A 26,336-nucleotide genomic window follows, 5' to 3' on the forward strand; every position below is an offset into this window, starting at 1 on the left:
GCCGGTCACCTCACCTCCCCGGCCGAATGTCCCAGACCTGTACGCCCTCCTGGTTCAGGGTCACCAGTACCCGGCCCCCTTCGCTGAACCCCAGCGGCTCGGCCCGAATGGGCAGGCGGCCCAGTGGCTGCCCGCTGCCGCCGTCATGCAGGCTGAGCCCCTGTTCACCCCGGTTCAGGGCGAGTAACCGACCATCCGGGCTCCACAGCAGGCGGCGCGGTTCCTGCCAGGATGCGGTCTGGTCTCGGTAGGACGCCTGCGGGTACGACCACAAGGCCTTCCCGGTGCGGGCGTCCAGCAGCCACAGCCCATTGCCACCCGACACGGCCACGCGCGTCCCGGCAGGATTGGCCAGGAGCCGCGGCACCGAGATGCCGAGGTTGCCCAGCGACTGCACCTTCGCGCCGGTGCGTGCTCGCCAGATGCCCGCTGGCCACTGGGACGACAGCGGCTTGCCCGGCTCGAACCGGGGGTACTGCATCCCCAGCACCCATGCCTGACCGTTCACCCACTGCACGGTGGGGACGGAGACGGCCAGCACGCCGCCGCGTTTCTGTTCCTGCCCCGAGCGGGAGGGCACTCCCCGGCCCACGCTCGTCCCGGTGTTCACGTCCCGGACCTCGAAGGTGTCCAGGTTGCCCGGCACATGGTTGACCCCAGCCAGGAAGCCTCCGTTGGGGGACCAGCTCAGCTCCTGGGCCGGAAAATTTGGGAAGGTCCGCTCCCGCCGCCCCGTGCTGACGTCCCACAGGAACGCCGCACTCCCAGCCGCGTACTTCTCGATGATGACGCCGCTCATCGTGAAGAGCCCGCCCGCCAGCCCTTTCCCATTCGGACTGAAGGTCAGCGAGCGTCCGCCGATGAACTCGTAGTGCGGGGAGGCGGGCGGCAGAAAGCCGCGCAATGTGCTCAGGGTGTTGCCCCGCGCATCGGTCAGGCGCACCGTGGCGTCCCCCAGGTTCAGCGCGAAGGTCTGCCCGTCCGGGCTGACGGCGGCGGTCTTCATCGTGCCGTAGGTCGTCTCGTCCAGGCCGCTCCGGAGATTCCAGCGCTTGACCGTGCTGTCGGTGCTGGAAGTCCAGAGCGCGTCCCCGGTGGGAGCTAGGGAGCCCACCTCATCCGCGTGTCCCACGAGCACCCGTTCCCGTCTCAGGTCCGGCAGGCCGAGCTGGACGACGTTCCTCCCGGAGGCGACCAGCACGCCCTGCCCACCGGGCCGCAGCGTCAGGGCCTGGACGCCGTCGGGCAGCAGAGCCTCCCCCAGCTTTCGGCCGGTCGCCAGGTCCCAGCGCTTTACCGTGCCGTCGTTCGCTCCGGAGATCAGGGTGCCGTCCGGGGCGAAGGTCAGTCCGGTCACCCGCCCGCCGTGCGCGGTCTGGCCCGCACGGCCCGCCTGGGTGGCCCGCGCAGGAGAAGACTGATCCGTGAGGATGCCGGTCCTCTGACCCGTCGCCGCGTTCCACACCACGATGCCCCCGCCGAAGGAACCGGAGGCCAGGACCCCAGCCGCCGGGTGAACGGCCAGGGACAGGACACGGCCGTAGAAGCTCTCCTCGCGGGACGGGGCCTCCGCCGCCGAGGGGATGCGGAAGGCGTCCCAGGCGCCCTGCCCTGTCCGTGCGTCACTGCGGATGAGGTGCCGGTTCCCGACCGTGTCGAGGTGGGAGAAGTAGACCGCCGTCCCGTCGGGGCTGAAGACGACCACGGGGCTGCTGGGAACCGCGTCGCTGGAACGGTGGCTCCAGCGTATCCGGCCCGTCGTCATGTCATAGGCCTGAACGTCTGAACCGACGTTGACGAGGGTCTGTCCGTCGGGACTGAAGACCAGCGCCCCATCGTATGTGTTCGTGGTGGCGATCCGGCGAAGTTCCTGGCCGGTCCGGGCGTCACTCAGGACCAGGGTGGCGCGGCTTCCCCGGACCCGGTCGAGCCGCAGCACCGCCACCGTCCGGCCATCCGGGCTCAGGGCCAGCGGTCCGGTGCCCAGGTTGGGCGTCTGCACGGTGGTCCGCAAGTGAGGGGTCAGGGGCGTGGTCTGGGCGAAAGCCGCGGTGGGCACAGCCAGCAGGAGAGCCGTCAGCAGCAGGGATCGGGCCATGCCACAGGCTAAGGGGCGAAGCTGACCCCAGCCATACCGGGCCGGAAACGCTCTGCTGCACGTTCACCCGGCCCCAACCTGAGCCATCCGGCGTGTTGCGCCGCACGGTTCCATCCCTCACCCTGGAGGGACCAGCCTCCGAGGCCGCCGAGAGCGTGGCCCACGCAGGGAGGCCGCCCTCCGGAACGCCGGGTGCCGCGCGGGGCCACTGGACCGGGCAGGGTGCGGCCCGTAGACGCTTGCCTGCCCCCCGCACCACACAAGCTCCTGATGGATAGGACATGGCCTGAAGGTGCGCACCTCCACAGGTTCAACGGGACATGTGCCGGACTCCAGGCGTATAATCTTCGGACACGAGTCCGGCTGGATTCGAAAGGAGATCGCTATGTCCCGGGCCACCCGCGCCATCAGAGAGCCGCTGCTCAACCAGCAGGCTCCGGACACCGCCAGCCCGGCGGTCATTCAGCGCCTGTCCAGGGGGCTGCCCGCTGGCATGCGCATGCTGGAACACATGGGCCTGAACCGCGAGCAGCAGGCCTGGCTGCTCGGCCTCAGTGCCCGGAGCTTGCAGCGTGCGGGCGCGGGGAACGGGCCAGAATTGACCCAGGATCAGCTCACCCGGCTGAGCTTGGTCGTCGGCATCTACAAGGCGCTGCACATCCTGTACGACGACGCTGCGGCCGATGGCTGGCTCAGGCGGGCCAATCGTCGACACCCTTTTGCCGGGCAGACTCCTCTGGACTACATGAGCCGGGGGGGGATCCCCGCGATGTACGAGGTGCGCCGACTGCTGGATGCCGACCGCAGCGGGATGTTCTCGGTTACGCCCGAAGCCCGGAAGGCCGCCTCGACCCTGGAGACGGTGGTGGACCTTTGAGGGAGCCTCCACCGCTCCGGGCACACCAAGCCCGGACCTCCCGGCTGATTCCCTCCCGGTATGAGGCCCAGACGCCCCGCCCGTCGGTGCTCGGCGCCATTACCCAGGACCCGGATGAATTCGACATCCTGCTCGACCTGGACAACCTCACCAACGGCCGGATCACCAGCGGGCAGGGCGTCACTTATCAGCCGTATGAGCAGATGGTCCTGGCCGCCTTCGAACATGCGGGCAACAACCGCTTCAACGTGCCGGTACCGGGACACGGCGCGTGGTATGCCGCCGAGGAGCTGGTGACCTGCGTCCACGAGGTTGCCCATCACTTCAAGGCGCGGGCCATCGACGAGGGACTGACGGGTACGCCCCACGTGACGGAGTACACCGTCTACGAGTGTGACGCCCAGGACACCTTCTACGACGCGATGCAGGATCCGGACTACCGCCAGCATCTGGCCATCGACCCCGATTCCTACGCCTACTCGCAGCCCCTGGGAGAGGAGGTGCGTGCCCAGAACCGGGCAGGCATCCTCTACGAGAGCGTCCGCGCCCCGGAACCCGGGCAGACCTGCGTGGTGTTCCTTCAGCCCTGGGCCGTGCGCAACGTGGGCCGCACCAGCCAGATCTACCTGCTGTGGGATCCGGCGCGGCAGGTCGCTGTGGCCACCCGACAGCCGCCGAGCCCAGACGTGCTGCGGACATGACGAGGCCTAAGACCGCCGGGCACGCTCCTTTTCACTGTCGTCAGGGCCAGAGACAGACCCACCTGGCCCCGTTTCTCACTGGAGCCGCCACCAGTTCAGCGCATTGCCGTCGCGCACCAGCAGTCCCGTCCCCTCGGGCGTGAAGGCAGCGGTGGGCCAGGGCGTCGGATACCCGCAACCGGTCAGGCGCGTCAGGCCTGTGGTCAGTGCGGAGGGCAGCTTCACTTCCCGCCGCGTCTCCAGGTCGGCCAGGCGCAGGCCGTAGAAGGCCGAGCCGCACCCGTCCCCGGACGCCTCGAACAGCAGCACATGACGGCGGTCCGGGGCGTAGTCCAGCAGCCTCAGCCCCCGGTACGCCTCCTCCGGGTCGCCGGTCCGCAGGGTCAGGCCAGGGTCAGCCTGGCCCGTGCGGGGGTCGAGGCGATAGAGGTACAGGTCGGCCTGTTCGGGCTGCACTTTGCTGCGCCGGGCCACCCCCCGCACCACCGCCCGGCCGTCCGGACTCGGCAGGACATACGGGCGAGACTCGCTGCGCCACGCCTCCTGCCACACGACCCGGTCCCTCTGGTCGGCGACGCTCAGCCGCGACTGGGAGCCCCCATCCGGCCGCTGCCGGACCTCCGTCCGCAGTTGGATCGTCCCCACCGGGCGGGCATTGATCTCCTGGCTCAGCAGCCGTCCGGTCACCGCGTCCCAGGTGCGGCCCTGCCAGTCGTCGCCCCCATTCTCTAGCCGCGCGAACAGCGTCCTTGGCCCGGAGAAGCCCAACTCCGTCCAGTAGACGTTCTCCGGCAGCGCGAAGGTGTGCAGGGTCCGCCCGGCGCGGTCGAGGACCGCCACACTTTCGGAGCGGGCGGCGGCGATGAATTGCCCGTCTGGACTCACCACCAATCGGGTCACGCCCTCCAGTCCCGGCCCGCCCAGACGCCGCCCCTGACCCCCCGGACGCACCACCCGCAGTTCACCCTGCCCGTCGCCGGTGTCCAGCGCCACCAGGGCGCTTCCTCCGGGCAGGGGCACCGACGCCGTGACGGGCGTGCCCAGGGGGCGCACGAACGCGCCGTCCGACACGCGGCGGACCTCGGGTACGCTGCCGTCCCGCACAGTCAGGAACAGCGTGCCGTCTGGCGAGGGCACCGCGTCCCGCAGTTCACCCGACCCCACCGTCCAGCGGGGCCCCTGACCGCTCAGGCTCCACAGGTTGACCTGATGCCCGCTGGGGCTGTACGGGGAGGTGGTCCGGGGCGTCGCGGTCAGCAGCCGACCCGTGTCCACCCAGCGCACCTGGGGCTCACCGTCACGCCGGACCCCGAAGCTCCCCAGGACCTGCCGCGACAGGACCTTGCCGTCCCGCGTCGCCACGTCGAGGTACAGGGCTGCATTCGGATCGTAGTCGCGCTTCTCCACCGTGCGCAGGGCCGCCACCCGCGTGCCGTCGGGCGAGGGTTCCACGTCCAGCACCTGTCCGGCGGGGAGGGTGATGTCACTGACCGGCCCTTCCCGGCCCGACAGGCGCAAGGTGGCCCGTCCCTTCTGAGCGGGGAGGACCGTCACGCCGTACCACTGCGAGCAGCCGACCAGATGCTTTTGCGAGGAGGCGCAGATGTCCCCCAGCACGGCCCGGCCATCCGCCCGCAGGGTATAGGCGGTCTGGTAGGGCGTCCCCTTCTTGTAGCCCCGGACCCGGATGAACGGCCCGGTCAGGGCGCCGCCGTCCGCGCGGTAGCCGTCCAGAAGCAACCTCGGCCCGTAGTCTGCTTTCGCGCCCGGCAGGCTGGACGGAAGTGTCAACACCTGGCGCGACAGGGGCCTTCCGGTCTGTGCGTTCCAGCGGTAGAGGAGCCGCGTCCCGTCCAGGGTGTAGGCGGTGCCGTCCGGTCCCCAGGCCAGCCCTCCCGCGAAGCCCGCCGGGGAATTCAGGGTGTCGAAGGTGCCCGCCGCGTGGCCGTCGATGCGGGCCGTCCCGCCGGGAGAGCGTTGGAGGGCGGGGGCCGCGCCGGTCAGCACGGCGCAGGTCAGGGCAGCGGCCAGCCGCCAGCGGCGGGGCACCGAACGGGGCGTCGTCATGGGGCTCCAGCCTAGGGGCGGCAGGCTGACGGGCCGTGAGAGGGGGACAGGGAGGTCGGCTCGGGTGTGAAGACCATGCCCCGCATGGGGTCTGGCGGCTCAGCGGCGCAGTTCTCCCACGAACGCAAAGTCCCGGTCCGGGTCCTTCAGTTCCAGTTGCACCCCCTGCCGTGCCGTGCCCTCCCCGTGCGTCCCTTCCAGCCTCGCTACCAGCTCGCCGCCCGCCCGGCGCAGCTCCCCCTGCCAGACCACGCGCCGTATGGGCGGTGACGTCTGGGGCCGCAATTCGTATCCCTGTGCCGACGCCACTGCGCTGAAGTTCAGCCGCTCGCCGTCCAGCGTGGCAGTGCCCAGGCTGGTGTACTGGGTCTTCGACTGCCAGGTGGCCCGCGTGTCCAGGGTCAGGCGGTGCTCCTGAGCCGGAAGAGTCCACCCTTCCCCCGAGGCGCGCTCCAGGGTCAGCAGGGCACCCGGACCCCGCTGGGGACACACCCAGACGGCCGTGCCCGGCCCCACCGGCCAGGGCGAAGCCTGAGCCGTCCCAGCCTCCCGCTGGCCCAGCAGGGTGCCGTCACTTACCCGCAGGGTCCCCAGGGAGCCGGTGAACTCGCCCGCAAAGGTTAGGACGTCGCCGTCCACCCGCAGCCGGTAGGGCGAGCATCCGCCGAGGGACACCACCTTCCGCAGGCGGTCCTGCGCGTCCCGCAACTCCACGGTTCCGTCCCGGTAGGCCAGGGCCGCGCCGCCGTCCGGCAGGTTCACCAGGTCCGTCGGGGCCAGCAGGTCCGAGGGCGTCACCGTACAGGTGGCCGGGTGCTGGGCGGCGCCCCGGAACGCCCCTCCACTGGTCGTCGAGCGGAAGCGGATGCGGTAGGTCTCGCCCGCCTTGCCGGGATACTGCTCCACGTACAGGAAGTCGCCTCTAGATCTCCACCAGCCCAGGCGGCCGTTCGGAGGCTGCGGCAGGGCCAGTTGCTCGCGCACGGAAGCGGGAAGGGCTACCGGCTGACCCGTGCGGGTATCGATGGGAACGTCAGGAAGGTCCGAACCAGTCAGCAGCCAGCCGCCATCTGCGCTCAGGAAGTAGGGTCCGGGCCGGTCGGGCAGCGGCGTTCGGCGCACCTCTTCCAGGGTGACCGGGTCACGTTCGGAGAGCGCCGCCGGGACGCGGGCGGGCGGGGGGGGGCGAATACTGGGTTCGTGCAGGACCAGCAACCGGGCGGGCGACGCCCCCTCGGCGGGCCGGAAGCGCACCGCCTGCGCGTCCTCCAAGGGCAGGAAGCGCACTTCTGCACCGCTGGCCGCGTCCAGCACCCACAGTACCGGGGCCTTCCGGTTTGGTGCGGACGCCTCTGGGGAGGAGCCGAGGCCAGATTCATACCTCAGGAGGTAGAGGCGGCCGTCTCCGAAGGCCTCGGCGCGGAGAAGCAGATCTGAGGTGAGGGTGCCCGTCCAGGTGCCGTGGAGGACCGCCGGGTTAGAGGGAACGTCCAGGCCGGGGGGCGGCGATCCCGGGCAGGCCGTGAGCAGCAGGGCGCAAGACAGCAGCGGCAAGGCCAGACGGGGCGAGGGACGCATGAAGGGAGTGTGCCAGTTCCCGCGAGCGGGTGTCCGCAGATCTGCCTGTGCCGCGCAGCGCCGGGCCACAGGCGTCGGGGCACGGACCTCGGAGAGTCACAGCCTCGCGTCAGACACCGGACGTAGCCTGAGATCATGCTCACCTCCCTGTGGACCTTGGCTCTGGCCGCCAGCCCACACGCGGCGCCCCCACCGCCCTCCGTGTGTCCCAGCATCTTCATCTCCCCGGTAACCGTCACCGTCAAGAACGAGCGCGGTCTGGTCCTGGGGACGGCCGCCACTGGGTCCGGGGCCTCTCGCTCGCCCAGCAATACCCTCAAGGTCAGCTTCCAGAAGGGCGCGGATGGGCGCTACACCGTCACCGCGTCCAAGCGCTGGTATCGGCCCACCACCGTGCGGAACGTGCGGGTGCAGGAGAGCCGCTGCGGCCCGGTGAATCCGCCCCACCTGACGCTGACCCTGAGGCCCCGTCCCGACGCGCCACTGATCCGCGACTTCCAGATCCGCTCCACCCGGGGCGACGGGAGCGGCTCCTGGCCCGCCTGGACGTCCTACCGGGTCTTCCTGGATGCCCCGGCGAGCGTCGGCCGCGCCGTGACCTGGCACTCCAGCCGCCCGGAGGTCGCCACCATCGACCGGCTCGGGGTCCTGCGGACGAAGTGCCTCAAGACCCTCCAGACGACCGTCATCACCGCCACCCTGAAGGCCGACCCGACCCAGAAGGCCACCGCCCGGTACAGTACCGGCTCGGCCCGGATCGACTGCCGCAAGGCCAGGGGACAATAGGGCGTGGTGAAGTGGACCCGGTTGCTGGCTCTCCTGGTGACCCTGGGTGCCGTAGGACTGTTCGGGCTGGCCCTGGCGGTCGCGGTCTTCACGTCGATAGATGAGATCTCGGGTGTGCATCTGCCCGGGCTGTACTGGGTGGCGGCGGCGCTGGCCCTGACTGGAGGTCTGGTGAGTTGGGGCGCCGTCCGGCTGTGGGACCGCAGTGACCGGGACGAACCGTGATGTCGACCGGGCTGAGTGGCTAGGGGCGGGTCACAGTGCTGTGGGTGCTGGCCGCGGTGGATCATAGAAGGAGTTCCGCACAGACCTTTCTCCCTTTGACCGACGTCTCTTTCAGGGCCTCACCCACCCGTTCACGCCGAGGAGGGCAGGCGCTGCGGCGTGGTGAAATCCGCGTGGGTTGCTCCTGGCCTTGACACCCCGCCCCTCCCGGCCATGATGGACCCGTGAAGCCCCTGCACCGCGCTGCCCTGCTCGCCTGGCTGGGAATCATGCTGGGAGTGGGGCTGCTGTGGTGGAGTGCGTCGGTCCGTGACGCGCGGGTCCGGTTCGAGACCGGGGCACGCATCCTGCACCGGGTGCTCTCCCAGCGCGGCGAGCAGCAGGAGGCAGTACTGGCGAGCGTGACGGCCCTCGCCCGCGCTGGGGTTCAGGACGGCGCCCTGGGGGGGTACGCCTCGGCGATGCGGGCGCAGTATCCTCAGATCGTCGGCGTGCAGCGCTGCCGCCCCCAGTGCGAGAGCCTAGGGCCGAGTGGGGCGGCCCTACCCACGGCCCCCGTGCCCAAAGGCGGCAGCGGATTGCAGTGGCACCCCAACTTGCCCGCGCTGTATGCCCTCTCGCGGGGAGACGTTCGGGTGTGGGTGGATGCCCGGTACCTTTTCCGGGAGGAGGACTTCAGCGACCTGACCTCGGCCTTCCGGCTGCGCCGCCCGGACGACGGCCGGACGCTGGTGCAACGGGCCGTGCGCGACCCGGCGCGGGGCGCGGACCGCCTGCTGCCGGTCTTGCGGGTGGGCAAGGTTCTGGGCAGCGCCGAGCAGCCCTTCGTGTTTGAGGGGGAGCACCCGCTGCGCTGGACCGAGCTGCCGGTGGCGGGTCTGGGGCTGCTTGCCCTGCTGCTGGCGGGGATCGCCGCCGGGTGGGTCCGCCTCATCGAAGGGCGTGAGCGGGCACGCCGGGCAGCGAGGGAGGCGCGACGTGCCCTGGAGGGCGAGCGGGCACGGGCGGGAAGCGCCTTTCACGCGGTCAGCGAGGCCCTGATCGTGACCGACGCCAGGCACCGGGTCCGCCTCGCCAACCCCGCCGCCCACGCGCTGCTGGGGGAGGCCCTGACCGAGGGCCGGGACCTGCGGGAAGCTGTCGGCTTCCGGGCCACGCTGGACCAGCAGCCGTTTGACCCCAGCGCCTTTTGGGGGCAGTCCCGGCCCACCGAGTTGCCGCCGGGAGTCACCCTGGTGACCGGGGACGGAGCGCGGCTGGTGGAGGGAGCGCTGGCGCCCGTGCTGGAGGAGGACGAGGCGGAGGCCGGGTGGGTCCTGGTGCTGCGAGATGTGGGACCGCTGCGGGCACGGGTGCAGGCGGCGCTGGAGGAGGGCGAGCGTCGGGTGCGCGAGCATGCCGAGACCCTGGCGCACGTCACGCGCCTGTCCACCCTGGGCGAGATGAGCGCGGGCCTCGCCCACGAACTCAACCAGCCGCTCACCGCCATCGTGAGCCACGGCCAAGCGGCGCTGCGCCTGTTGGACGACCCCGAGCGGGACGAGGCCCGGGTGCGGCGCTCGGTAGAGGCAACTGTCACCCAGGCCAAGCGGGCGGCGAGCATCATCGCCCACCTGCGGACCCTGGTGAAGCGGGACCCCACCCAGACGCGCCCGGTGGACGTGAATCAGGTGCTGGACAACGTGGCGACGCTGATGGGCCATGAGGCCGAACGGGACGGCATCCGGCTGACCGTGTGCCCCGATCCCCGGCCCCTGATCGTGCAGGGCGACCCCGTGCATCTCGAGCAGGTGCTGCTCAACCTCGTGCGCAACGCTGCCGACGCCGTGAGGGCAACGCCGGGCGCAGAGGTTCGACTCTCGGCCCGGCAGCAGGGCGCGGGCGCCCTCGTGGAGGTGCGCGACACCGGACCAGGCCTGCCCGACACCGTGCGCGACCGGCTGTTCACGCCCTTTGTTACTACCAAACCGGGGGGCCTGGGGCTGGGCCTGTCGCTGTCCCACACCCTGGTGCAGGGGATGGGAGGCGACCTGCGGGGAGAGAACGTGTCCGGGGGCGCGGTGTTCACCCTGACGTTGCCGCTGGCGCGGCGAGAGGCCGCCCATGCGTGAGCCCCTGCCCGCCACCGAACCCACCGTGTTCCTGGTGGATGACGACGACGCGGTGCGCGACGCCCTTGCGACCCTGCTGGGCACCGTGGGACTCAAGGTTCGGGACTTTCCGGACGCCCGAGCCTTCCTGGCGGCGCTCGACCGGGAGGCGCTCGGCTGCCTGATTCTCGACGTGCGGATGCCGCAGGTGAGCGGCTTGCAGTTGCAAGAACAGCTCACGCGGGAGGGCGTGGACCTGCCGGTCATCGTGATCACCGGGCACGGGGACATCGACGTCTGCCGCCGCGCGTTTAAGGGAGGTGCGACCGAGTTCCTGACCAAGCCGGTGGATGAACTCGCGCTGCTCGAAGGGGTCGCGCTGGGCATTCGCACGCACCTGGCGCGGCGGTCCCGGCTCGCGGTCACCCAGGAAGCCCGCGGGGCCGTCGCGGGGCTCACGGCGCGGGAGCAGGAGGTGCTGCGCCTGATCGTGGACGGCGCGAGCAACAAGCAGGCCGCGCGGGCGCTGGGCATCTCGGTCCGCACGGTGGAGACGCACCGCGCGAGCCTCTTCGAGAAGCTGGGCGCGGCCTCCCTCGCGCAACTTGTGCGGGTCTACCTGGCCAGCCTGGACGAAGGTCCGTAATTTTACGGAGGCGGCACCGCACCCCCCCGAATGGCACGGAACCGGGTGCGGGCGCCACAGTGGACGCATGAAGCGAATACTCCTCGGCCTGCTGGCCCTGAGCCTGCCCACCGCCCTCGCCCAGACCACGCCCGCGCAGACTCCGCCCGCACCGTCCCCCGTCCGGCTCGCCGCGACAGCCACCGTGCCCCAGGCCAGCCTCAGCCTCGCGGCGGCGCTGCGCATCGCCCAGCTTGCGGTCACCAACTGTGCCGCGCAGGGCTACAACGTCACGGCGACGGTCGTGGACCGGGCCGGGATCACCCTTGCAGTGGCGCGGGCGGAAAATGCCGGACCGCACACCGTGGACGCCAGCTTCCGTAAGGCGTACACCAGCGCCTCGGCCCGCAACACGACGGCGGCCATCGCGGAGAACATCCGCAACAACCCTGCCTCGGCCGAACTCGCCCGCATTGACCGCTTCCTCGTGCTGGCAGGCGGCGCCCCAATTCGGGTGGAGGGTGCGGTGGTCGGCGCCATCGGCGTGGGCGGTGCGCCCAGCGGCCAGATCGACGAAAAGTGTGGCACCGACGCGGCCACGGCGGTCCTGGGCCGGTGAAAGCCGCCGTGCTGGCCGCTCTCCTCGCGCTGCCCTGGGCGGCGGGCGCGGGTGGGGCGGCCACCCCTCCGGGACAGGTGAGCCAGATGACACGGAATGCGGCCCTGTGGCAGGCCGCCGAGCAGGGCGACGCCGGGCGTGTGCGCGACCTGTTGGGGCGCGGGGCCTCGGCCAACGCCCGGCGCCCGGACGGCCGCACCGCCCTGACTGCCGCGGCGCTGGGAGATCATGTGGCCGTCGCCCGCCTGCTGATTGACGCCGGGGCCGATCCGGACCCGCAGGACACGGCCCGCAACAACGCCCTGCTGGTGACCGGTGAGACGGGCAGCGTGGCGATGCTGCGCGAGGTGCTGCGGGCAGGACCCGATCTAACGCGCACCAACCGCTTTGGGGGCACCGCCCTGATTCCGGCCGCGGACCGGGGCCACGTCGCGTACGTCCGCGAGCTCCTGAAGACGGAGATCAACGTCGATCACGTCAACAATCTGAGCTGGACAGCCCTGCTGGAGGCGGTGATCCTGGGCGACGGGGGTACCCGGCATACCGAGATCGTGCGCCTGCTCCTCGCGGCGGGGGCCAACCCCAATCTCGCCGACCGCGAGGGAGTCACCCCTCTGGCACACGCAAACCAGCGCGGCTACGGGGCTATGGTGCAACTGTTGACCAGCGCAGGGGGGAAGTGATTTGGCGGGGGGCAGTCTTGCCTCATGGGACCTCCAACCAGGTGGCTGGGCGCTGAGCCACTCCACGCGCCCATCGCGGCGGGTCACCCGCAGCCCGGCCTGCACCTGATACCGGCCAGTGGGGGCGAGTTGCCCGTCGGCCAGGTCGCCATTCCAGAAGTCGCTCAGCCCCAGGTGCAGGGTGTCACCACGCGGGCAAGCTTCTTCTCCGCCGCGTATTCGGAGGAAGTGGGTCTGGCGGGTCCAGTCCACCACCTCATCCGCTGGGTTCAGCGCCGCCGTAATCAACTCGCAGCTCTGCGCCACCGGAATCAGCGAGGTCGCCGCTTCGCTGTTCAGCTTGAGACCGAAATGGCTCTGGCGCTGTCGCCCCCGACCAGGGCCGAGACCTTCAGCGACATGAACGGCGGGAGAAGATCCGCAGGGGGCTTAGCCTGGCGGCACGCGCTGTTCGGGCTTCTTCCTGAGTCGGCCAGCCGTCTGTCGCGGAGCGCTCGCGGCGCAGCTGCACCCCCCACGCGAGGCTGAGGACCCACGTGACCGAGAAGAGCATCCCGGCGAACACGTCCGTCGGGGAATAGACGCCGATGTAGACCCGCGACCCTATCGTCCCGAGGACGTACAGCACGCCCAACACCATCCCGGGGAGCCGCCAGCGGGTGTGCCACCGCAGTAGGGTTAGGGCGGACCCCATGTCAGGGGGATCATACGTCCTTACATATGATCATCAGTTCATATATAGTTGTAGGCATGAGTGCCTCTCCCTCCCAGCTCGAGTACTTTGTGGACGGCATGGACTGTGCCAGTTGCGTCCAGAAGGTCGAGCACATGGTGGCGACGCTCCCAGGCACCGGCGAGGTCAAGACCAGCTTCAACAGGCAGACCCTAGCGCTGGCGTTGGACGAGACCCAAACCGGGCGGGACCGCTTGGAGCGCAACCTCAAGGCCCTGGGCTATACGCCGTCGCTGCTGGCCCCAAAGCCTTCTGCGGCCGGAGACCACGCCGGGCACGACCACGATCACGCGGGTCATGGACACGTCCACGAGGCTCCGAAACCCGGTCAGCCCTGGTACGTGACCGGACAGGGCAAGCTGGTCGTCGGCTCGGGCGTGTTGCTGGCTCTCGCCTGGCTGTTCGGGTTCATGGAGCCGCAATTGGCGACCTACGGGTACGTCGCCGCGACCCTGCTGGGTGTGTGGCCGCTGGCAAAAAAGGCGGTTGCCAGTGCGCGGTTTGGGGACTACTTCAGCATCAACACGCTGGTGAGCTTGGCCGCCATCGGTGCGGTCCTGATCGGGGAAGCCGCCGAGGGGGCCGTCGTCGTGTTCTTCTTCGCGGTTGGGGAATTGCTGGAGGGCATCGCGGCAGGGCGGGCGAGGGCAGGCATCCAGGCGCTGGCAGCCCTCGCCCCCAAGACGGCGGTGCTGCTGGAAAACGGGCAGGCCCGCGAGGTGGCCGCCGATGCCCTCCAGGTCGGGCAGGTGGTGCAGGTCAACCCCGGCGCGCGCGTTCCCGCTGACGGCACCATCCTGGGTGGTACCTCCAGCCTGAATGACAGCCCCGTCACCGGCGAGAGCGTCCCGGTCGTGAAGGGTACCGGGGACACGGTCTACGCGGGCAGCATCAATACGGACGGGATGCTCACCGTACGGGTGGACCGCTCCGCGCACGACAACACCATCGCCCGCGTCATCCATCTGGTCGAGGAGGCCGAAGGCAGCAAGGCCCCCACCGCCCGCTTTATCGACCGCTTCAGCCGCTGGTACACGCCTGGCGTGGTGGGCGTCTCCGCGCTGGTGGCCCTGATCCCGCCCCTGTTCCTGGGCGCCGAGTGGTCTTCCTGGCTCTACAAGGGCATCGCCCTGCTCCTGATCGGTTGTCCCTGTGCGCTGGTGCTCTCTGTCCCCGCCGCCATCACCAGCGGCATCAGCGCCGGGGCCCGCCGGGGCCTGCTGATCAAGGGCGGTGCGGCCCTGGAAGCCATCGGCAGCGTGAAGACAGTGGCCTTCGACAAGACCGGGACGTTGACGGCCGGGCAGCCTCGGGTGACGGACATTCTGGGACAGGGCCTCGACAAGAACGAGGTTTTGCGCCTCGCCGCCGCCGTGGAGTCGGGCAGCAGCCACCCGCTGGCGAGGGCAATCACCGACGCGGCGAAGGAGGCGAAGCTGTCCCTCCCGCCCATCACGGACGCTCAGGCTCTCCCCGGCAAGGCCGTGAGCGCCACCGTGGGGGGCCGGACGCTGAGTGTCAGTTCCCCCCGGCACGCCGCCACCCTGACCGTCCTGCCCGCTGAGCTGGGCGAGGCCATCCAGGGGTTCGAGGAGCAGGGCCGCACCGCCGTGGTGCTGCTGGAGGGCCGCACTCCCCTCGGCGTGATTGCCATCCGTGACGAACCCCGACCCGACGCGCGTGAGGCCCTCGCCCGCCTGCGGCGCCTGGGCGTGACCCCCCTGATGCTCACCGGTGACAACGCCCGCACCGGGCGGGCCATCGCGGGCGACCTGGGCCTCGGCGTACAAGCGGATCTGCTGCCGGAAGACAAGCTGCGCGTGATCGCCGGGTTGAAAGCACACGGGGGCGTGGCGATGGTGGGCGACGGCATCAACGACGCCCCCGCGCTGGCACAGTCGGACGTGGGCATCGCGATGGGCGGCGGCACCGACGTGGCGCTGGAGACGGCGGACGCGGCCCTGCTGCGCGAGCGCGTCGGTGGCGTGGCGGACCTGGTAGACCTGTCCCGGGCCACCATGCAGAACATCAAGGTCAATATCGCCTTCGCGCTGGGCCTCAAGGTCATCTTCCTGATTACCACCCTGCTGGGGTACACCAACCTCTGGATGGCGATCCTGGCCGATACGGGAGCCACCGCCCTGGTGACGGCCAACGCCCTGCGCCTGCTGCGCTGGAAAGGCACTGAAGCCCCAACGTCCCGGTCGGCGGCTGTTCCGGCGAGGCAAGCCCGGACGTGACCTTCGCCCGGGACATGAGCGCCCATCATGCCCAGCCGGTGACCATGAGTGTCACCCTCTTCATGCGGGCGGCTGACCCGGCGGTGAAACTCTTGGCGCAGGACCTTCTGCTGAGTGAGCAGGCCCAGATTCGACAGATGCGGGGCTGGCTGATGGCCTGGGGACGGCCACTCGCGGACCGCGAAGCCCCCATGGCCGACCCGCGGTGGGTCTGACCATCTCCCGGCAGATGCAGACACTGGCGTTGCTACCCCTGCGGGAGGCGGAAATCCAGTCCCTGGTGCTGATGCGCCGCCCCCATCGGATGGACAGCCTGCACCGTGAGTGAGCACAGCCACAGCCACGGCGGGAACGCGAATGCCGGGCAACTGGGAATCGCGCTAGCCCTGACCGGTACTTTCCTGATCGTCGAGGTCGTCTCCGGCTTGCTCTCCGGGAGCCTCGCGCTGCTCTCAGATGCTGGGCACATGCTCACCGACGTGATGGCGCTGGCGCTTTCCCTTGTGGCGATCCGTCTGGGGCAGCGGGCGGCTGACCGGCGGCGCACCTTCGGCTATCGCCGGGCCGAGATTCTGGCGGCAGCCGTCAACGCCGGGGCGCTGTTCGCCATCGGCATATACATCTTGGTGGAGGCCTACGGGCGGCTGAGTGATCCGGTCGAGGTGCAGACCACGCCCATGCTGGTCGTGGCGGTGCTGGGCATGCTCGTCAATGTCATCAGCGCCCGCATCCTGGTGGGGGGCAGCCAGAACAGCCTGAACATGAAGTCGGCCTATCTGGAGGTCATGGGAGACCTGCTGGGTTCGGTGGCCGTGATCGTGGGGACGCTGATCATCCGCTTCATGGGACCGACCTGGGTGGACCCGCTGCTGGGTGCGCTCATCGGGCTGTGGGTGCTGCCGCGTACCTGGACACTGCTGAAGACCAGTGTGAATGTGCTGATGGAGGGCGCGCCCGAGGGACTGGAGACCGGCTGCGTACGGACCTTGCGGGCCTTCCTGGAGTTCAGCAGGTTCACGACCTCCACGTGTGGAGCGTGACCAGTGGCGGGCACAACCTGACGGCTCACCTGGTCGTCGCCATGTCCGAGGCCGACCTGCTGCCCCAGGTCCAGCAGCTTGCCGAGGGCTACGGCATCGAGCACAGCACCGTTCAACTCGAACCGCCTGGCCTCCACGCCGGGCAGGAAGGACATCTGCACCCATGAACGACGCCTCCTCCATTTCCTCCGTCATGTCCCCTCCGCGCCGTCCCACCTGGCACTCCATGCTGTGGGCGTTGCTGGCAGTCGCTCTGCTGCTCGGCGGTGTGTGGGCCTATGCCCGGATCAAAAGCTCTTTCCCCTTTTACGACACCGTGTATAGCCCGCAGACCGCCGCGCCCGCGCTGACCGGCACCGGGGAGGATGGCCGCCCCTTCACCCTGAGCGACCTGCGCGGTCAGACAGTCGCCGTCTTTTTCGGCTTTCTGCACTGCTCCAACATCTGCCCGACCACGCTCGCCTCCCTGGAACGGGTGCGCCAGGCCCTGCCAGAGAAAGATCGGGGAAATTTTCGCAGCGTGCTCGTGACGCTCGACCCCGCCCGCGACGAGGTGCCCAGGCTGCGGGAGTACGTCACGTACTTCAGCTCATCCGCCCGGGGCGTCTTCATCCCGGAGCCTCAGCTCACGCAGACGGCGGCCGCCTGGGGCGTCGGCTACCAGAAGGCCGATGTGGAGAGTGCGGCCACCTATCAGATCAACCATACCACCGGGGTCTACCTGATCGACTGCGAGGGGCAGCAGCGGGTCGTCTGGGATTACACCCAGATCACGGACACCAACCGGGTGGCGGCCGACGTGCGGGAGGTGATGCGGTGACGGTGCCCTTCCCTTCGCTGCGCTATGGTCACGAGATGAGAAGCGCCTCAGGGGACGACGTCTGCGAGGTCACCTGCGTTCATCCTGAGGCGGTGGCCCGGAGCCGAGCGGCCCTGCCTGATCCGGCCGGAGTGGAAGACGCCACCACACTGCTGAAGGTCGTGGCGGACCCGACCCGTTTCCGGATCCTCAGCGCCCTGAACACGGGGGAGCTGTGTGTGTGCGACCTCGCGGCGGTGGTGAGCATCAGCGAGAGTGCCGCCAGCCATCAGTTGCGCCTGCTTCGGGCGCACCGCCTGGTCACGTTCCGCAAGGAAGGCCGGGTCGCCTACTACCGCCTGCTCGACCAGCACATCACCGGCCTGATCGCTGGAGCCCTGGAGCACGTGCGCGAATGAAACCTGTTTCCATTCTGCTGGCGGTCGGAGGAGCAGGGCTGCTGGGCGTGGGCGGCTGGTGGTTCGGCGTGGAGCGCCGCTGGCAGGGCGACCTGTACTGTATCCAGCGTCCAGGGACTGTCTGGAACGGCCTCGCACCCCTGCCCGGGGGCCTCACGCTGGGGCTGTTCGTGCTCGAGCGCCTTCAGTACCGGATGCGCCTGCGGGGGTCGAGCCCTCACGTGTAATACGGACCCTATTTCAATCGTTGACGTAGTGACTGGGCCCGAGCGGACTTGCGGGGCTGCGAAGCAGAGCGAGCAGGAGAAAAACGAGCTACGGGCGTAGAGTTGGCAACCCGGTGCAGTTCCGGGTTGGTAACGAAACAGACGGAATCCGTATAGGGACGCCCCCAGCGGACTCCAGCTGCATCCGGCTGGCCTTCACCCTCCCTTGACCTGAGCTATCCGACGTGTTGTGTCTTGGTGCTCTGCCCGCCACTCTGGAGAGACCAGCCTCCGAGGCCGCCGATGGTGTGGCCCAAGCAGGGAGGCAACCCTCCGGCGAGCCGGGTGCCGCGCGGGGCCACTGGACCGGGCAGGGCCACGCGGCCTGTAGACGCTGTCCTGCTCCCCGCACCACATCTCAAACAACGGAATCTCGCACTCGGTCCTGTTCCGGAGGGTTTAGGCCTTCGCCAAGAACGGGTAACGCTCATGCTGGGTGCGGTGGCCACCCTGGTGGTGACGGGCATCTTCCCCAGGCCAGGCTCTCCGACCGCTACTTCAGGAAATCTTCGCGCAGGTAGGCGGGGTTCGGATAGGTGTAAAAGCCCTCTCCTGTGGCGATGCCCAGCTTGCCCTGGTCGATGTAGCCCTTCAGGTACTGGGCCACCGCGCCGCGCCCCTCGTCCCCCTGGGCCGCTGCGGCCATATTGATGTTGTAGGGCGTGGTCAGGCCGATCACGTCCAGAATGGCGAAGGGGCCGCGCGGCGCCCCGGTCGCCACCATCCAGGTCTTGTCTACCGTGTGCGGGTCCGCGACCCCCTTCACGACGAGTTCCATGGCTGCCCCCAGGAGCGGCACAAGGAGAGTATTGAGGATGTAACCGGGCTGCTCCTTGTGCAGGGGCAGCGCGACCATGCCGATGTCCCTGGCGAACGCCACCACCTCGTCGAACACGGCGTCGTCGGTGCGCGGCGTGCGCATGATCTCGGCGGTGTTGTTCACCCAGATCTGGTTGGCGAAATGCAGCGCCAGGAACCGCTCCGGGCGTCCGGTGGCCTCCATCAGGTCGCTGGGCAGCAGGGTGGAGGTGTTCGTGGCGAAGATGGTGTCCGGGTCGGCGACCGCGCCCAGCTTCTGATAGAAGTCGCGCTTGATGTCGAGGACTTCCGGGATGGCCTCGATGACGAGGTCGGCGCCGCGCACGGCCCCAGCTAGGTCGGTGAAAAAGGTCAGGCGTTCCAGCGCGGCCCGCGTCTGTTCGGGCGTGGCCTGGAGGTCCTGCTGATACCGCCCCTGCAAGCCCTGCATGGTCTCCCGGGCGCGGGTGATGGCCTCGTCGCTGACGTCGTACACCCGCACGTCAAAGCCGTGAAAGGCCGTCTGAAAGGCGATCTGTGATCCCAGCACGCCACTGCCGCACACCGCGACGGTCTTGATGGTCATGATTGGTCCTCCTGGCTGTCTGGCCACGGTCCCGCGCTGTCGAGAGGGCTTCCTACTCCGCTCCATGCCGATCGTAGTCGAGAAGAGCCCAGGTTCATCGGTTATGGAATAAGCGGTTAAGCCGGCCCGTCCCCCGGTGCCGTACGGTGCCATCAGTCTGGGCTTGCGGGTTCTGGCCTTGGGCTGCTCGGTTGCTGGGTGCTTTTGTGGGTAAGGGGAAGGGAACGGCGTTGACAGTGTGAATGCTGGGGCAGGCTCAACCTGCACGGTCTCTGCCCCCTATCGCGCCGGAGTTCAGGGGGCGCTCAAGACCCGCAGCCTCATGCTCTGGTTACACTGCCGCGCATGAAGTGGCTGAACGTCCTGCTGATCTTCCTGCCTGTCGCGGTCTTGCTGGAGATCACGGGCGGAAATCCCACCCTGATCTTCATCAGCGCGGCCCTCGCCATCCTGCCGCTGGCGGGAATCATGGGAAACGCCACGGAACAGCTCGCCGTGCGCGCCGGTTCGACCGTCGGTGGTCTGCTGAACGCCACCTTCGGCAACGCCACGGAACTCATCATCGCCTTCTTTGCGCTTCAGGCAGGCAAGCTGGACGTCGTCAAGGCCAGCATCGTGGGCTCAATTCTCGGCAATCTCCTGCTGGTCATGGGGGCTGCCGCGCTGCTGGGCGGCCTAAGGCACAGGGAGCAGCGCTTCAACCTGAAGTCGGCCGGGACCATCTCCAGCCTGCTCGTGATCAGCGTCCTGGCCCTGATGATTCCCACCATCTTCGACCTGACGGCGCGGGCCGTGGCTCCCCAGCAGGTGGCCGCCCTCGACGTGAATCTCAGCGAGGCCACCGCCGCCGTCCTGATCTTGGTTTATCTCGGCTACCTGTACTTCACCCTGGTCAGTCACCGCGATATCCTCTCCACCGCCGACGACGACGAGGCCCAGGGCGAGCAGCAGGGCACCCTCTGGAGCGTTCCCCGTGCCCTGGGGGTCCTGGCCGCCGCCACGGTCGCCGTTGCCGTCATGTCCGAGTTCCTGGTGAGCACGCTCGAGGAAGCGACGGCGGCACTTGGCCTCAGCGAGTTCTTTGTCGGCCTGATCCTGATTCCTATCATCGGCAACGCTGCGGAGCATGCCGCCGCCGTCATGTTCGCCCTGAGGAACAAGATGAACCTCTCCATGACCATCAGCCTGGGCTCGACAGTCCAGGTCGCTCTCCTCGTAGCCCCGCTGCTCGTGCTGGCGGGCCTGGTCGTGGGACAGCCCATGAACCTCGTCGTGACGCCGCTGGAACTTGTGGCCATCTTCGGCGCCGTGATCATCTCCAACAGCGTGGTGCGGGACGCGGAGACGAACTGGCTGGAGGGACTGTTGCTGCTGTCGGTGTACGCCATTCTGGCGCTGGCCGTGTTTTTCTACCCCGTGTCCTGACAGGTAACCTGGGTGCCCCCGGCATCACTGTCCCCTCGGCGCGGCACCCTCTGGTGCCTTCCCGACCGGGAAGTCGGTCTCAAGGCTGAGGTCCCTGATCCCTATTTGCCTTTTCTGCGTCATTGACGCATGATGGCGGCACTTTCCCGGCAGGCCGTCCATGTTCCGTGCAGGCCTCCGGCGTCTGGAGGTGGTATGAGGATCCCGAATTTGCTGCTCAGCGAGCCCACGGTGGTGACTCTGTCCACCCTTTCCCGCGCCTGCTGAGCAGCTCTCTCTCCACATCCCGTCATGCCGCTCCGGTGGCATTGACCGGTCCCGGGCGCTGACGTCGAGCCCCCCTGTGCCTGGCGGTCGTCCCGGCGCCTTGTACCGCCCCCGTTGCAGGAACGCTGTGCTCACAGGGCAGCGTCCATGCCTCTGTACCCTCTGGAGCCACAACATGTCCACACCAATTCCGTGTTCCCGCTTGCTGATTCTGATCGGTGGAGTCAGCGGCGTCGGCAAATCCCACACCGCCCATGCCCTTGGCCGGACCCTTAACGCTCACCTTCTTTCTACTGACGTGTTGCGCGCCGCCATGCGCAGCCTGATCCCGGCAATCGCCCTGCCCCACCTGCACCACTCCAGTTTTGCATCCTGTTCTGATACGGGCGACCCGGACCTCCTGGCCACCATGGATCAGCAAGCGCAGGCGCTCGCTCCCGCGCTTCAAGCTGCGGTGGAGCGTGCGCTGTCCGAGCACCGGACGGTGGTGGTCGAGGGCGTGCACCTGCTGCCGAACGAGACCCTGCGGTTCCGGGGCACCCGGGTGCTGCGCGTCCTGCTGACTGCTCCCAGCGACCGGGTGCATCACGCGCGGTTCGTGCAACGGGCGGCCGATACCGGGGGTCGCCGACCGTCGGGTCCAGCCACTGCCCACCTGTCCGCGCTCCGGGAGATGGAGGCTGCGCTGGTCACCCGGGCGCGGGGGACGGACGTGCTGATCCTTCCATCGGACGGGGCCACGCACCGCGCACTTTGCCGGCTCGCCTTCGAGCACCGGTACGGTGTGGCCGCCGGTCCTTGCCCTTTAAGCCAGGCCCCCCACCTTGCCCCAGGGGCCCGGATCGGGGCCTGACCATGGCTACCCTGCACCTGGGCTTGAACCGTTTCTGGGAGTGGCTGGCGCCCTCCGACCCGGAGTTCCGGGACGTTCGGCACACCGAGCCCTTGCTCAAGGGAGAGACGGCACCCATCCGGGCCACCCTCCACGCCAGTGAACTCACCGCGCTGCTGAGAGCCCTGGACCACAGCACTCCCCCGAGCATCATGGTGCACGACCGGAGGGGGAACGCGCATGTCATCAACCTGGAGCGCGTGGCCTATGTCCGGTGCAAGTGAGCCGCGCCCGGAAGCGGCAAGAAGGTCAGGCCTCGGCGCCGCCGCCCGCACAGGACGTCCTCAGTGAACTGATCGGCCGTACGCGCTTCATGGTGCTGCTTCCCGTCGTGGCAATTGTGCTGGCGGCCTTCAGCCTCTTCTTGCAGGGGGCCTCGCTGGCCCTGTCTACTCTCTTCCAGACCTGGCGGGCCGTGGTGACTGGAGGCGGTGGGCAGGCGGGCAGGCTGACCGCCGATGGTCTGGAGGTCGTGGGCACCATGCTGATGGCCGCCATGTTCTACCTGATCGGTGTGGGGATCTACTCCCTGTTCATCCGGCCATTGAACCTGTCCTCGGCGCTGGAGGTCGAGAGCCTGCCGGAACTGGAGCACAAGGTCGTCTCAGCCACGCTCGTGTTGCTGGGCGTCACCTTCCTCAAGCAGTTCGTTCGCTGGCAGGGGCCGCTGGAGACGCTCTTGTTCGCGGCAGCATTGGCCCTGACCACGGGGACGTTGGTGCTGTTCCAGAGGGTGCATCAGGGGCATGACCTTCGCCCCCCCGGAGCGGTTCTGCGGGCCCGGCGGGAATTGTTCGAGCACGGGAGTGAAGGGGCAGGAGGATCTCATGGGCCAGAACACGCCCGCGACGCCGCATCGGAAGACGGGGCCGTGGCAAAGGTCAGGAGCGGGGCAAACCGCTGAACCCGGTAAAGATGCTCCTGGAGGCGGACCTGGCCGCCCTCCATTCACTGAGGCCAGCTACCTCCGCTGCCGCCAGGCGTCGCTCAAGGCCTGTGCCCCCCGCACCAGGACCACCGCGCCGTGAGGTCGCGGCTTGAGCAGGAGGCGTGCTGGGAACTCAGTGCCGGACTTGCACTTCGGCGACCGGGGACGGGTTCAGCACCTTGGGGACGTTCGTCGCCAGCACGTACAGGCCCATCACGACCAGAAAGCCCGCGAAGCCCCGCTTCAGACTGTCGTTGGAGATATTCTTGCCCACCCGCGCCCCCAGAAAGCTGCCCAGGATGCCGATGACGGTGAAGATCGCAATCAAAGTCCAGTTTATGGACAGGTTCTGTTCGGCCAGCACATTCACGTACTTGGCGAAGCCCGCGAAGCTCTTGGCGGCGATGATCAGCAGGCTGGTGCCGACGGCCAAGCTCATGGGCAGGCCACCCAGCAGCACCAGCGCGGGAATGATCAGGAAGCCCCCGCCCACGCCCACCAGGCCGGTCAGGGCGCCGACGCCCAGGCCCTCGGCCCCGATCTTGAGGGGCGAGCGCGTGTGGGCCGACTCGCCTTGCGGCTGGGCCTTCGCGGGCCGGAACATCATCACGGCGGCGAGCAGCATCACCACGGCAAAGAGCAGCAGTTGCACCACGCCGCTGAGGTACACGCTCAGCGCCGCGCCCAGAAAGGTGCCCACCACGCCGGGCACGCCGAACCACAGCACACTGCGCCAGTCGATCTGCCGCTTCAGCGCGTAGGGAATCGACCCGATCAGGCTGATGCCGCCCACGATGGCGAGGGACTCGGCAATCGCCAGCTTCTCCGGCTCGCCCACGAGGTAGACGAGCACCGGCACCGTCAGGATGGACCCGCCCGACCCCAGCAGCCCCAGCGAGAGGCCGATCAGGGCCGCGCCGATCCAGGCGAAGATCATGGCTGCTCGCCGCTCGTCACCTCGCGGCCCTCACGCATCCAGGCCGCGGTGCCCCCGGAGAGGTTCATCAGCCCGGTCTTACCCTGAGAGGCGAGGGAGGCCGCCGCCTGCGAGGACCGGCCCCCGCTCGCGCAGACCAGTACGGTGTTCGGCTCGATCTCGCCTTCGCGCCCGGCGAGTTCACTCAGGGGGAGGTTCACGGCCCCGGGAATGTGCCCGGCGGCGTACTCCTCGCGCTCGCGCACGTCCACGAGGCGGGCGCCCCCCCGCTTCTTGCCTTCAAGTTCGGTGGTGAAGATGTCCTGGTAGGTCATGGGAAGCTCCTTTCAGCAAGGGGCGGAGGCGGCGCCCCCTGGGCCGCCTCCACCCGGTGGGGGTTAGATGGACGTTTCCTTCTCAGTCTTCGCCCAGGCGTCATAGCCCCCGGCGAGTTCCAGCACGTCGAACCCCTCAGCACGGAGCAGGCTGGCAGCCGCAGCGCTGCGTGCTCCGCCCTGGCAGTGCACGACGATCTCGCGGTCATGCGGCAGGGTGTCCAGCCGCCACGGGAGGCGTCCGGCGTGCAGTTGCCGCGCTCCGGGGATGTGGCCCTCCTCGTACTCGGTCTTCGCCCGCACGTCCAGAATCAGCGCACCTTCGTGCGAGCCGAGCTTGGCCGCGGGGATGGGCTGGGCGGGGACGGTTTCCAGGCCTTCAGCGCTGGGGATGAAGCCCGTCACGTGGTCCAAGCCCACCATCCACAGCTTCCGACGCAGGTCCTCGGCGCGGTTCTCAGGGGCAAGCAGGATCAGCTCGCGGCCCGGGGTCAGCAGCCAGCCTGCCCATGTCTCCAGGGTGCCGCCGTCGGGGATGTTCACGCTGCCCACGGGCGCGGCAGCCTGGTGCTCCTCTTTCTTGCGGGTGTCGATCAACCGGGCACCGGCAGCGACCTTGGCCTTCACGCCCTCGGCGCTCAGCTCGGCGAGCGGCTGCACCTCACCCAGCAGGGCGGGGCCGTCGCGGTTTTCTAGCTTCATGCGCCCGTAGTACAGCGGCGCGTCGGGCTGGCCTTCGAGGAGTTCCTTCGTGAAGCCCTCCTCGTCCCCCTTCTCGACGAGCTTGCCCCACCAGCTCAGCGCCCGCTCATAGCCAACGGTCGTGGTCGGTACTGCGCCCAGCGCCTTGCCACAGGCACTCCCCGAGCCGTGACCAGGCCAGACCTGCACGTAGTCGGGCAGGGTCAGAAACTTGTCGCGCAGAGAAGCGAACATCTGCTTCGCGCCCACGTAGCGCGTGTCCTGTCCACCCGCCGCCTCGTCCAGCAGGTCCGGGCGGCCCAGGTCCCCGACGAACACGAAGTCGCCGGTCAGCATCATGCTCGGCGTGTCGCCCCGGGGCGTATCAGTGACCAGAAAGCTCATGTGCTCGGGCGTGTGGCCCGGCGTATGGACGGCCTGGATGCGGATGTTGCCCACCATGAAGGTGTCCCCGTCATGGAGGTTTTGGTGTTCATCGTCGTAGGTGTAGTAGGTGTACTGCCAGCCTTCGCCGCCCTCGTCGGAGAGCAGCAGATTCGCGCCGGTCGCCTTGGCCAGTTCGCGGCTGCCGGAGAGGTAGTCGGCGTGAATGTGCGTCTCGGTGACGTGGGTGACGCGCAACTTCTGGCTCTTCGCCTCTTCGAGGTACTGGGCAATGTCGCGGACCGGGTCCACCACCAGGCACTCGCCGGTCTTCTGGCAGCCGATCATGTAGGACGCCTGGGCGAGGTCCGTGTCGTAGAAGCGCTTGAAGTACATGGCGAGATCGTATACCCCCCCCCCTATCCTGTCAAATACCCAGGGGGGTATACTGTTCCCATGACCGCGACCGTCCCCGTGAGTGACCGTGAAGCCGAAAAGACCAAAATTCTCAACCGACTGCGCCGCCTGGAGGGACAGATTCGGGGTCTCCAGAAGATGGTGGAGGAGGAGAAAGGCTGCGTGGAGGTGATGAGCCTGTACGCCAGCGCCAAGAGTGCCTTCGAGTCCACCGGCGACGTGATCCTGGAAACCTACGTGGAAATGTGCCAGGCACGCGGGGAGAAGCCCGCTGACCTCGTGCGGCTGCTCAAGCTCGCCCGTTGAGGGACGCTCTCAACGTCCCGGAACTTCGCCGAATGCACATACCCCGAAGAAGTTAGGGCTCCCCTGGGGAATGCCATGAGCAGAGCCGCTGGAAAAAGGGGACGAACTTCGGGGTCAAATCGAAGAAGCGAACTCCTTGCGGGAGGTGGTGTGGGAAACCGTCAAGTTGTGGCGCAAGCACCACCTGACCTACGACCAGACCAAGCACGTCGTCGAGGACGCCAGGCGAGCCCTGGGGCTCGCCGCCCCCAAGGAGCGCAGGCGCACGGTGGACCGCCTCGACCGTGAGGAGATCGAGCGGCTGATCGAGGCGGCCTACCGACGGGCCAGTGGGTATGGGCTGATGGTCAAGACGCTGTTCTACACCGGGGCACGGGTCTCCGAGTTCGTCAACATCCGCGTGACGGACCTGCACTTGGCCTTGGACCGGTAATGCTCCAGGAAATCCTTCCAAAATCACCCGCCCCCTTGCGAGGGTCGGGCACACTGGAGGGAAAGTATGGGGAAGCAACGGAAAAACTGGCCGACGGACACCAAGGAGCAGATCGTCCTGGC

General features: G+C 68.7%; 29 protein-coding genes. 21 read left to right on the forward strand and 8 right to left on the reverse strand.

The annotated features are described in order from the left end of the window. Positions 1-10: 10 nt before the first annotated feature. Positions 11-2,098: an outer membrane protein assembly factor BamB family protein gene (locus F8S09_RS15250; protein ID WP_152872324.1), complete on the reverse strand. Its 2,088-nt coding sequence runs from the start codon at positions 2,096-2,098 to the stop codon at positions 11-13. A 385-nt stretch (positions 2,099-2,483) separates the two neighbouring features. On the opposite strand from F8S09_RS15250, the gene F8S09_RS15255 reads away from it, so the two are divergent. Both F8S09_RS15255 and F8S09_RS15260 read left to right on the forward strand, forming a co-directional pair. Continuing rightward, positions 2,484-2,975, forward strand: coding sequence for an MbcA/ParS/Xre antitoxin family protein (locus tag F8S09_RS15255; RefSeq protein ID WP_227978733.1), 492 nt, complete (start codon positions 2,484-2,486; stop codon positions 2,973-2,975). Then, positions 2,972-3,676: an RES family NAD+ phosphorylase gene (locus F8S09_RS15260; RefSeq protein WP_152872325.1), complete on the forward strand. Its 705-nt coding sequence runs from the start codon at positions 2,972-2,974 to the stop codon at positions 3,674-3,676. The genes F8S09_RS15255 and F8S09_RS15260 overlap by 4 nt, the downstream gene beginning before the upstream one ends. 75 nt (positions 3,677-3,751) lie before the next feature. Here F8S09_RS15260 and F8S09_RS15265 read toward each other — a convergent pair whose 3' ends face one another. Together F8S09_RS15265 and F8S09_RS15270 are read right to left on the reverse strand one after the other, a co-directional pair. Then, positions 3,752-5,743, reverse strand: a complete 1,992-nt coding sequence (locus tag F8S09_RS15265; protein ID WP_152872326.1) for a WD40 repeat domain-containing protein — start codon at positions 5,741-5,743, stop codon at positions 3,752-3,754. 99 nt (positions 5,744-5,842) lie between these two features. Further along, on the reverse strand, positions 5,843-7,321 hold the full coding sequence (locus F8S09_RS15270; RefSeq protein WP_152872327.1) for a hypothetical protein: 1,479 nt from the start codon (positions 7,319-7,321) through the stop codon (positions 5,843-5,845). A gap of 135 nt (positions 7,322-7,456) precedes the next feature. On the opposite strand from F8S09_RS15270, the gene F8S09_RS15275 reads away from it, so the two are divergent. The 6 genes from F8S09_RS15275 to F8S09_RS15300 all read left to right on the forward strand — a co-directional run bounded on the left by F8S09_RS15275 (position 7,457) and on the right by F8S09_RS15300 (position 12,349). Then, a complete protein-coding gene (locus tag F8S09_RS15275; RefSeq protein ID WP_152872328.1) occupies positions 7,457-8,107 on the forward strand; it encodes a hypothetical protein in 651 nt (216 codons plus the stop codon). A gap of 3 nt (positions 8,108-8,110) precedes the next feature. Further along, positions 8,111-8,332: a hypothetical protein gene (locus tag F8S09_RS15280; protein WP_152872329.1), complete on the forward strand. Its 222-nt coding sequence runs from the start codon at positions 8,111-8,113 to the stop codon at positions 8,330-8,332. A 224-nt stretch (positions 8,333-8,556) separates the two neighbouring features. Continuing rightward, positions 8,557-10,443, forward strand: coding sequence for a sensor histidine kinase (locus F8S09_RS15285; RefSeq protein WP_152872330.1), 1,887 nt, complete (start codon positions 8,557-8,559; stop codon positions 10,441-10,443). After that, positions 10,436-11,068, forward strand: coding sequence for a response regulator transcription factor (locus F8S09_RS15290; RefSeq protein WP_152872331.1), 633 nt, complete (start codon positions 10,436-10,438; stop codon positions 11,066-11,068). Before F8S09_RS15285 ends, F8S09_RS15290 begins: the two co-directional genes overlap by 8 nt. A 67-nt stretch (positions 11,069-11,135) precedes the next feature. After that, positions 11,136-11,666 (forward strand): GlcG/HbpS family heme-binding protein, encoded by a 531-nt coding sequence (locus tag F8S09_RS15295; protein WP_152872332.1) that lies wholly within the window; start codon positions 11,136-11,138, stop codon positions 11,664-11,666. Then, positions 11,663-12,349, forward strand: coding sequence for an ankyrin repeat domain-containing protein (locus F8S09_RS15300; protein ID WP_322618866.1), 687 nt, complete (start codon positions 11,663-11,665; stop codon positions 12,347-12,349). Before F8S09_RS15295 ends, F8S09_RS15300 begins: the two co-directional genes overlap by 4 nt. 391 nt (positions 12,350-12,740) lie before the next feature. On the opposite strand, the gene F8S09_RS15305 is transcribed toward F8S09_RS15300, so the two are convergent. Further along, positions 12,741-13,043: a phosphatase PAP2 family protein gene (locus tag F8S09_RS15305; RefSeq protein WP_152872333.1), complete on the reverse strand. Its 303-nt coding sequence runs from the start codon at positions 13,041-13,043 to the stop codon at positions 12,741-12,743. Between the two features lie 56 nt (positions 13,044-13,099). Here F8S09_RS15305 and F8S09_RS15310 point away from each other — a divergent pair, with 56 nt between their 5' ends. The 7 genes from F8S09_RS15310 (at position 13,100) to F8S09_RS15335 (ending at position 17,807) form a co-directional block, all read left to right on the forward strand. Beyond that, the gene (locus F8S09_RS15310) at positions 13,100-15,322 is read left to right on the forward strand and encodes a heavy metal translocating P-type ATPase (RefSeq protein ID WP_152872334.1); all 2,223 of its coding nucleotides are present in this window, start codon (positions 13,100-13,102) and stop codon (positions 15,320-15,322) included. Further along, positions 15,319-15,537, forward strand: a complete 219-nt coding sequence (locus tag F8S09_RS18070; RefSeq protein WP_322618867.1) for a DUF305 domain-containing protein — start codon at positions 15,319-15,321, stop codon at positions 15,535-15,537. Before F8S09_RS15310 ends, F8S09_RS18070 begins: the two co-directional genes overlap by 4 nt. 105 nt (positions 15,538-15,642) lie before the next feature. Further along, entirely contained in the window at positions 15,643-16,362 is a 720-nt protein-coding gene (locus F8S09_RS15320; protein WP_322618868.1) for a cation diffusion facilitator family transporter, read from the forward strand. Then, on the forward strand, positions 16,350-16,529 hold the full coding sequence (locus F8S09_RS18410) for a hypothetical protein (protein ID WP_456318709.1): 180 nt from the start codon (positions 16,350-16,352) through the stop codon (positions 16,527-16,529). Before F8S09_RS15320 ends, F8S09_RS18410 begins: the two co-directional genes overlap by 13 nt. A 26-nt stretch (positions 16,530-16,555) precedes the next feature. Continuing rightward, positions 16,556-17,182 (forward strand): SCO family protein, encoded by a 627-nt coding sequence (locus F8S09_RS15325; RefSeq protein ID WP_194165381.1) that lies wholly within the window; start codon positions 16,556-16,558, stop codon positions 17,180-17,182. Positions 17,183-17,217: 35 nt separating this feature from the next. Next, positions 17,218-17,580 (forward strand): ArsR/SmtB family transcription factor, encoded by a 363-nt coding sequence (locus tag F8S09_RS15330; protein ID WP_152872336.1) that lies wholly within the window; start codon positions 17,218-17,220, stop codon positions 17,578-17,580. Next, positions 17,577-17,807 (forward strand): hypothetical protein, encoded by a 231-nt coding sequence (locus F8S09_RS15335; protein ID WP_152872337.1) that lies wholly within the window; start codon positions 17,577-17,579, stop codon positions 17,805-17,807. The genes F8S09_RS15330 and F8S09_RS15335 overlap by 4 nt, the downstream gene beginning before the upstream one ends. A gap of 532 nt (positions 17,808-18,339) precedes the next feature. Here the strand turns inward: F8S09_RS15335 and F8S09_RS15340 are convergent. Beyond that, positions 18,340-19,230, reverse strand: coding sequence for a 3-hydroxyacyl-CoA dehydrogenase (locus F8S09_RS15340; protein WP_152872338.1), 891 nt, complete (start codon positions 19,228-19,230; stop codon positions 18,340-18,342). A 345-nt stretch (positions 19,231-19,575) separates the two neighbouring features. Here F8S09_RS15340 and cax point away from each other — a divergent pair, with 345 nt between their 5' ends. The 4 genes from cax to F8S09_RS15360 all read left to right on the forward strand — a co-directional run bounded on the left by cax (position 19,576) and on the right by F8S09_RS15360 (position 22,718). After that, entirely contained in the window at positions 19,576-20,655 is a 1,080-nt protein-coding gene (gene cax, locus F8S09_RS15345) for a calcium/proton exchanger (protein WP_152872339.1), read from the forward strand. Between the two features lie 442 nt (positions 20,656-21,097). Continuing rightward, a complete protein-coding gene (locus F8S09_RS15350; RefSeq protein WP_152872340.1) occupies positions 21,098-21,775 on the forward strand; it encodes an AAA family ATPase in 678 nt (225 codons plus the stop codon). A gap of 23 nt (positions 21,776-21,798) precedes the next feature. Beyond that, positions 21,799-22,038 carry a hypothetical protein gene (locus F8S09_RS15355; protein WP_152872341.1) on the forward strand — a complete coding sequence of 80 codons (240 nt, stop codon included), beginning with the start codon at positions 21,799-21,801 and terminating at the stop codon, positions 22,036-22,038. Beyond that, positions 22,035-22,718 carry a YqhA family protein gene (locus tag F8S09_RS15360; RefSeq protein ID WP_322618870.1) on the forward strand — a complete coding sequence of 228 codons (684 nt, stop codon included), beginning with the start codon at positions 22,035-22,037 and terminating at the stop codon, positions 22,716-22,718. The genes F8S09_RS15355 and F8S09_RS15360 overlap by 4 nt, the downstream gene beginning before the upstream one ends. A gap of 157 nt (positions 22,719-22,875) precedes the next feature. On the opposite strand, the gene F8S09_RS15365 is transcribed toward F8S09_RS15360, so the two are convergent. The 3 genes from F8S09_RS15365 to F8S09_RS15375 all read right to left on the reverse strand — a co-directional run bounded on the left by F8S09_RS15365 (position 22,876) and on the right by F8S09_RS15375 (position 25,454). Further along, the gene (locus F8S09_RS15365; protein WP_152872342.1) at positions 22,876-23,679 is read right to left on the reverse strand and encodes a sulfite exporter TauE/SafE family protein; all 804 of its coding nucleotides are present in this window, start codon (positions 23,677-23,679) and stop codon (positions 22,876-22,878) included. Continuing rightward, entirely contained in the window at positions 23,676-23,993 is a 318-nt protein-coding gene (locus tag F8S09_RS15370) for a rhodanese-like domain-containing protein (protein ID WP_152872343.1), read from the reverse strand. Before F8S09_RS15370 ends, F8S09_RS15365 begins: the two co-directional genes overlap by 4 nt. 63 nt (positions 23,994-24,056) lie before the next feature. Next, entirely contained in the window at positions 24,057-25,454 is a 1,398-nt protein-coding gene (locus F8S09_RS15375) for an MBL fold metallo-hydrolase (protein WP_152872344.1), read from the reverse strand. A 60-nt stretch (positions 25,455-25,514) separates the two neighbouring features. On the opposite strand from F8S09_RS15375, the gene F8S09_RS15380 reads away from it, so the two are divergent. Together F8S09_RS15380 and F8S09_RS15385 are read left to right on the forward strand one after the other, a co-directional pair. Continuing rightward, positions 25,515-25,781, forward strand: a complete 267-nt coding sequence (locus F8S09_RS15380) for a metal-sensitive transcriptional regulator (protein WP_019011813.1) — start codon at positions 25,515-25,517, stop codon at positions 25,779-25,781. A gap of 148 nt (positions 25,782-25,929) precedes the next feature. Next, positions 25,930-26,214 (forward strand): hypothetical protein, encoded by a 285-nt coding sequence (locus F8S09_RS15385; protein ID WP_194165383.1) that lies wholly within the window; start codon positions 25,930-25,932, stop codon positions 26,212-26,214. The last annotated feature ends 122 nt before the right edge of the window (positions 26,215-26,336 follow it).

Origin of the sequence: Deinococcus terrestris (genome assembly GCF_009377345.1) — a bacterium.
Classification (GTDB): Bacteria; Deinococcota; Deinococci; order Deinococcales; family Deinococcaceae; genus Deinococcus; species Deinococcus terrestris.

Coding starts and splice junctions, on each gene's coding strand:
- F8S09_RS15250 (WP_152872324.1), bottom strand. CDS start 2,098: ATGGCCCGATCCCTGCTGCTGACGGCTCTCCTGCTGGCTGTGCCCACC.
- F8S09_RS15255 (WP_227978733.1), top strand. CDS start 2,484: ATGTCCCGGGCCACCCGCGCCATCAGAGAGCCGCTGCTCAACCAGCAG.
- F8S09_RS15265 (WP_152872326.1), bottom strand. CDS start 5,743: ATGACGACGCCCCGTTCGGTGCCCCGCCGCTGGCGGCTGGCCGCTGCC.
- F8S09_RS15270 (WP_152872327.1), bottom strand. CDS start 7,321: ATGCGTCCCTCGCCCCGTCTGGCCTTGCCGCTGCTGTCTTGCGCCCTG.
- F8S09_RS15275 (WP_152872328.1), top strand. CDS start 7,457: ATGCTCACCTCCCTGTGGACCTTGGCTCTGGCCGCCAGCCCACACGCG.
- F8S09_RS15290 (WP_152872331.1), top strand. CDS start 10,436: ATGCGTGAGCCCCTGCCCGCCACCGAACCCACCGTGTTCCTGGTGGAT.
- F8S09_RS15295 (WP_152872332.1), top strand. CDS start 11,136: ATGAAGCGAATACTCCTCGGCCTGCTGGCCCTGAGCCTGCCCACCGCC.
- F8S09_RS15305 (WP_152872333.1), bottom strand. CDS start 13,043: ATGGGGTCCGCCCTAACCCTACTGCGGTGGCACACCCGCTGGCGGCTC.
- F8S09_RS15310 (WP_152872334.1), top strand. CDS start 13,100: ATGAGTGCCTCTCCCTCCCAGCTCGAGTACTTTGTGGACGGCATGGAC.
- F8S09_RS15325 (WP_194165381.1), top strand. CDS start 16,556: ATGTCCCCTCCGCGCCGTCCCACCTGGCACTCCATGCTGTGGGCGTTG.
- F8S09_RS15330 (WP_152872336.1), top strand. CDS start 17,218: ATGAGAAGCGCCTCAGGGGACGACGTCTGCGAGGTCACCTGCGTTCAT.
- F8S09_RS15335 (WP_152872337.1), top strand. CDS start 17,577: ATGAAACCTGTTTCCATTCTGCTGGCGGTCGGAGGAGCAGGGCTGCTG.
- F8S09_RS15340 (WP_152872338.1), bottom strand. CDS start 19,230: ATGACCATCAAGACCGTCGCGGTGTGCGGCAGTGGCGTGCTGGGATCA.
- cax (WP_152872339.1), top strand. CDS start 19,576: ATGAAGTGGCTGAACGTCCTGCTGATCTTCCTGCCTGTCGCGGTCTTG.
- F8S09_RS15350 (WP_152872340.1), top strand. CDS start 21,098: ATGTCCACACCAATTCCGTGTTCCCGCTTGCTGATTCTGATCGGTGGA.
- F8S09_RS15365 (WP_152872342.1), bottom strand. CDS start 23,679: ATGATCTTCGCCTGGATCGGCGCGGCCCTGATCGGCCTCTCGCTGGGG.
- F8S09_RS15370 (WP_152872343.1), bottom strand. CDS start 23,993: ATGACCTACCAGGACATCTTCACCACCGAACTTGAAGGCAAGAAGCGG.
- F8S09_RS15375 (WP_152872344.1), bottom strand. CDS start 25,454: ATGTACTTCAAGCGCTTCTACGACACGGACCTCGCCCAGGCGTCCTAC.
- F8S09_RS15380 (WP_019011813.1), top strand. CDS start 25,515: ATGACCGCGACCGTCCCCGTGAGTGACCGTGAAGCCGAAAAGACCAAA.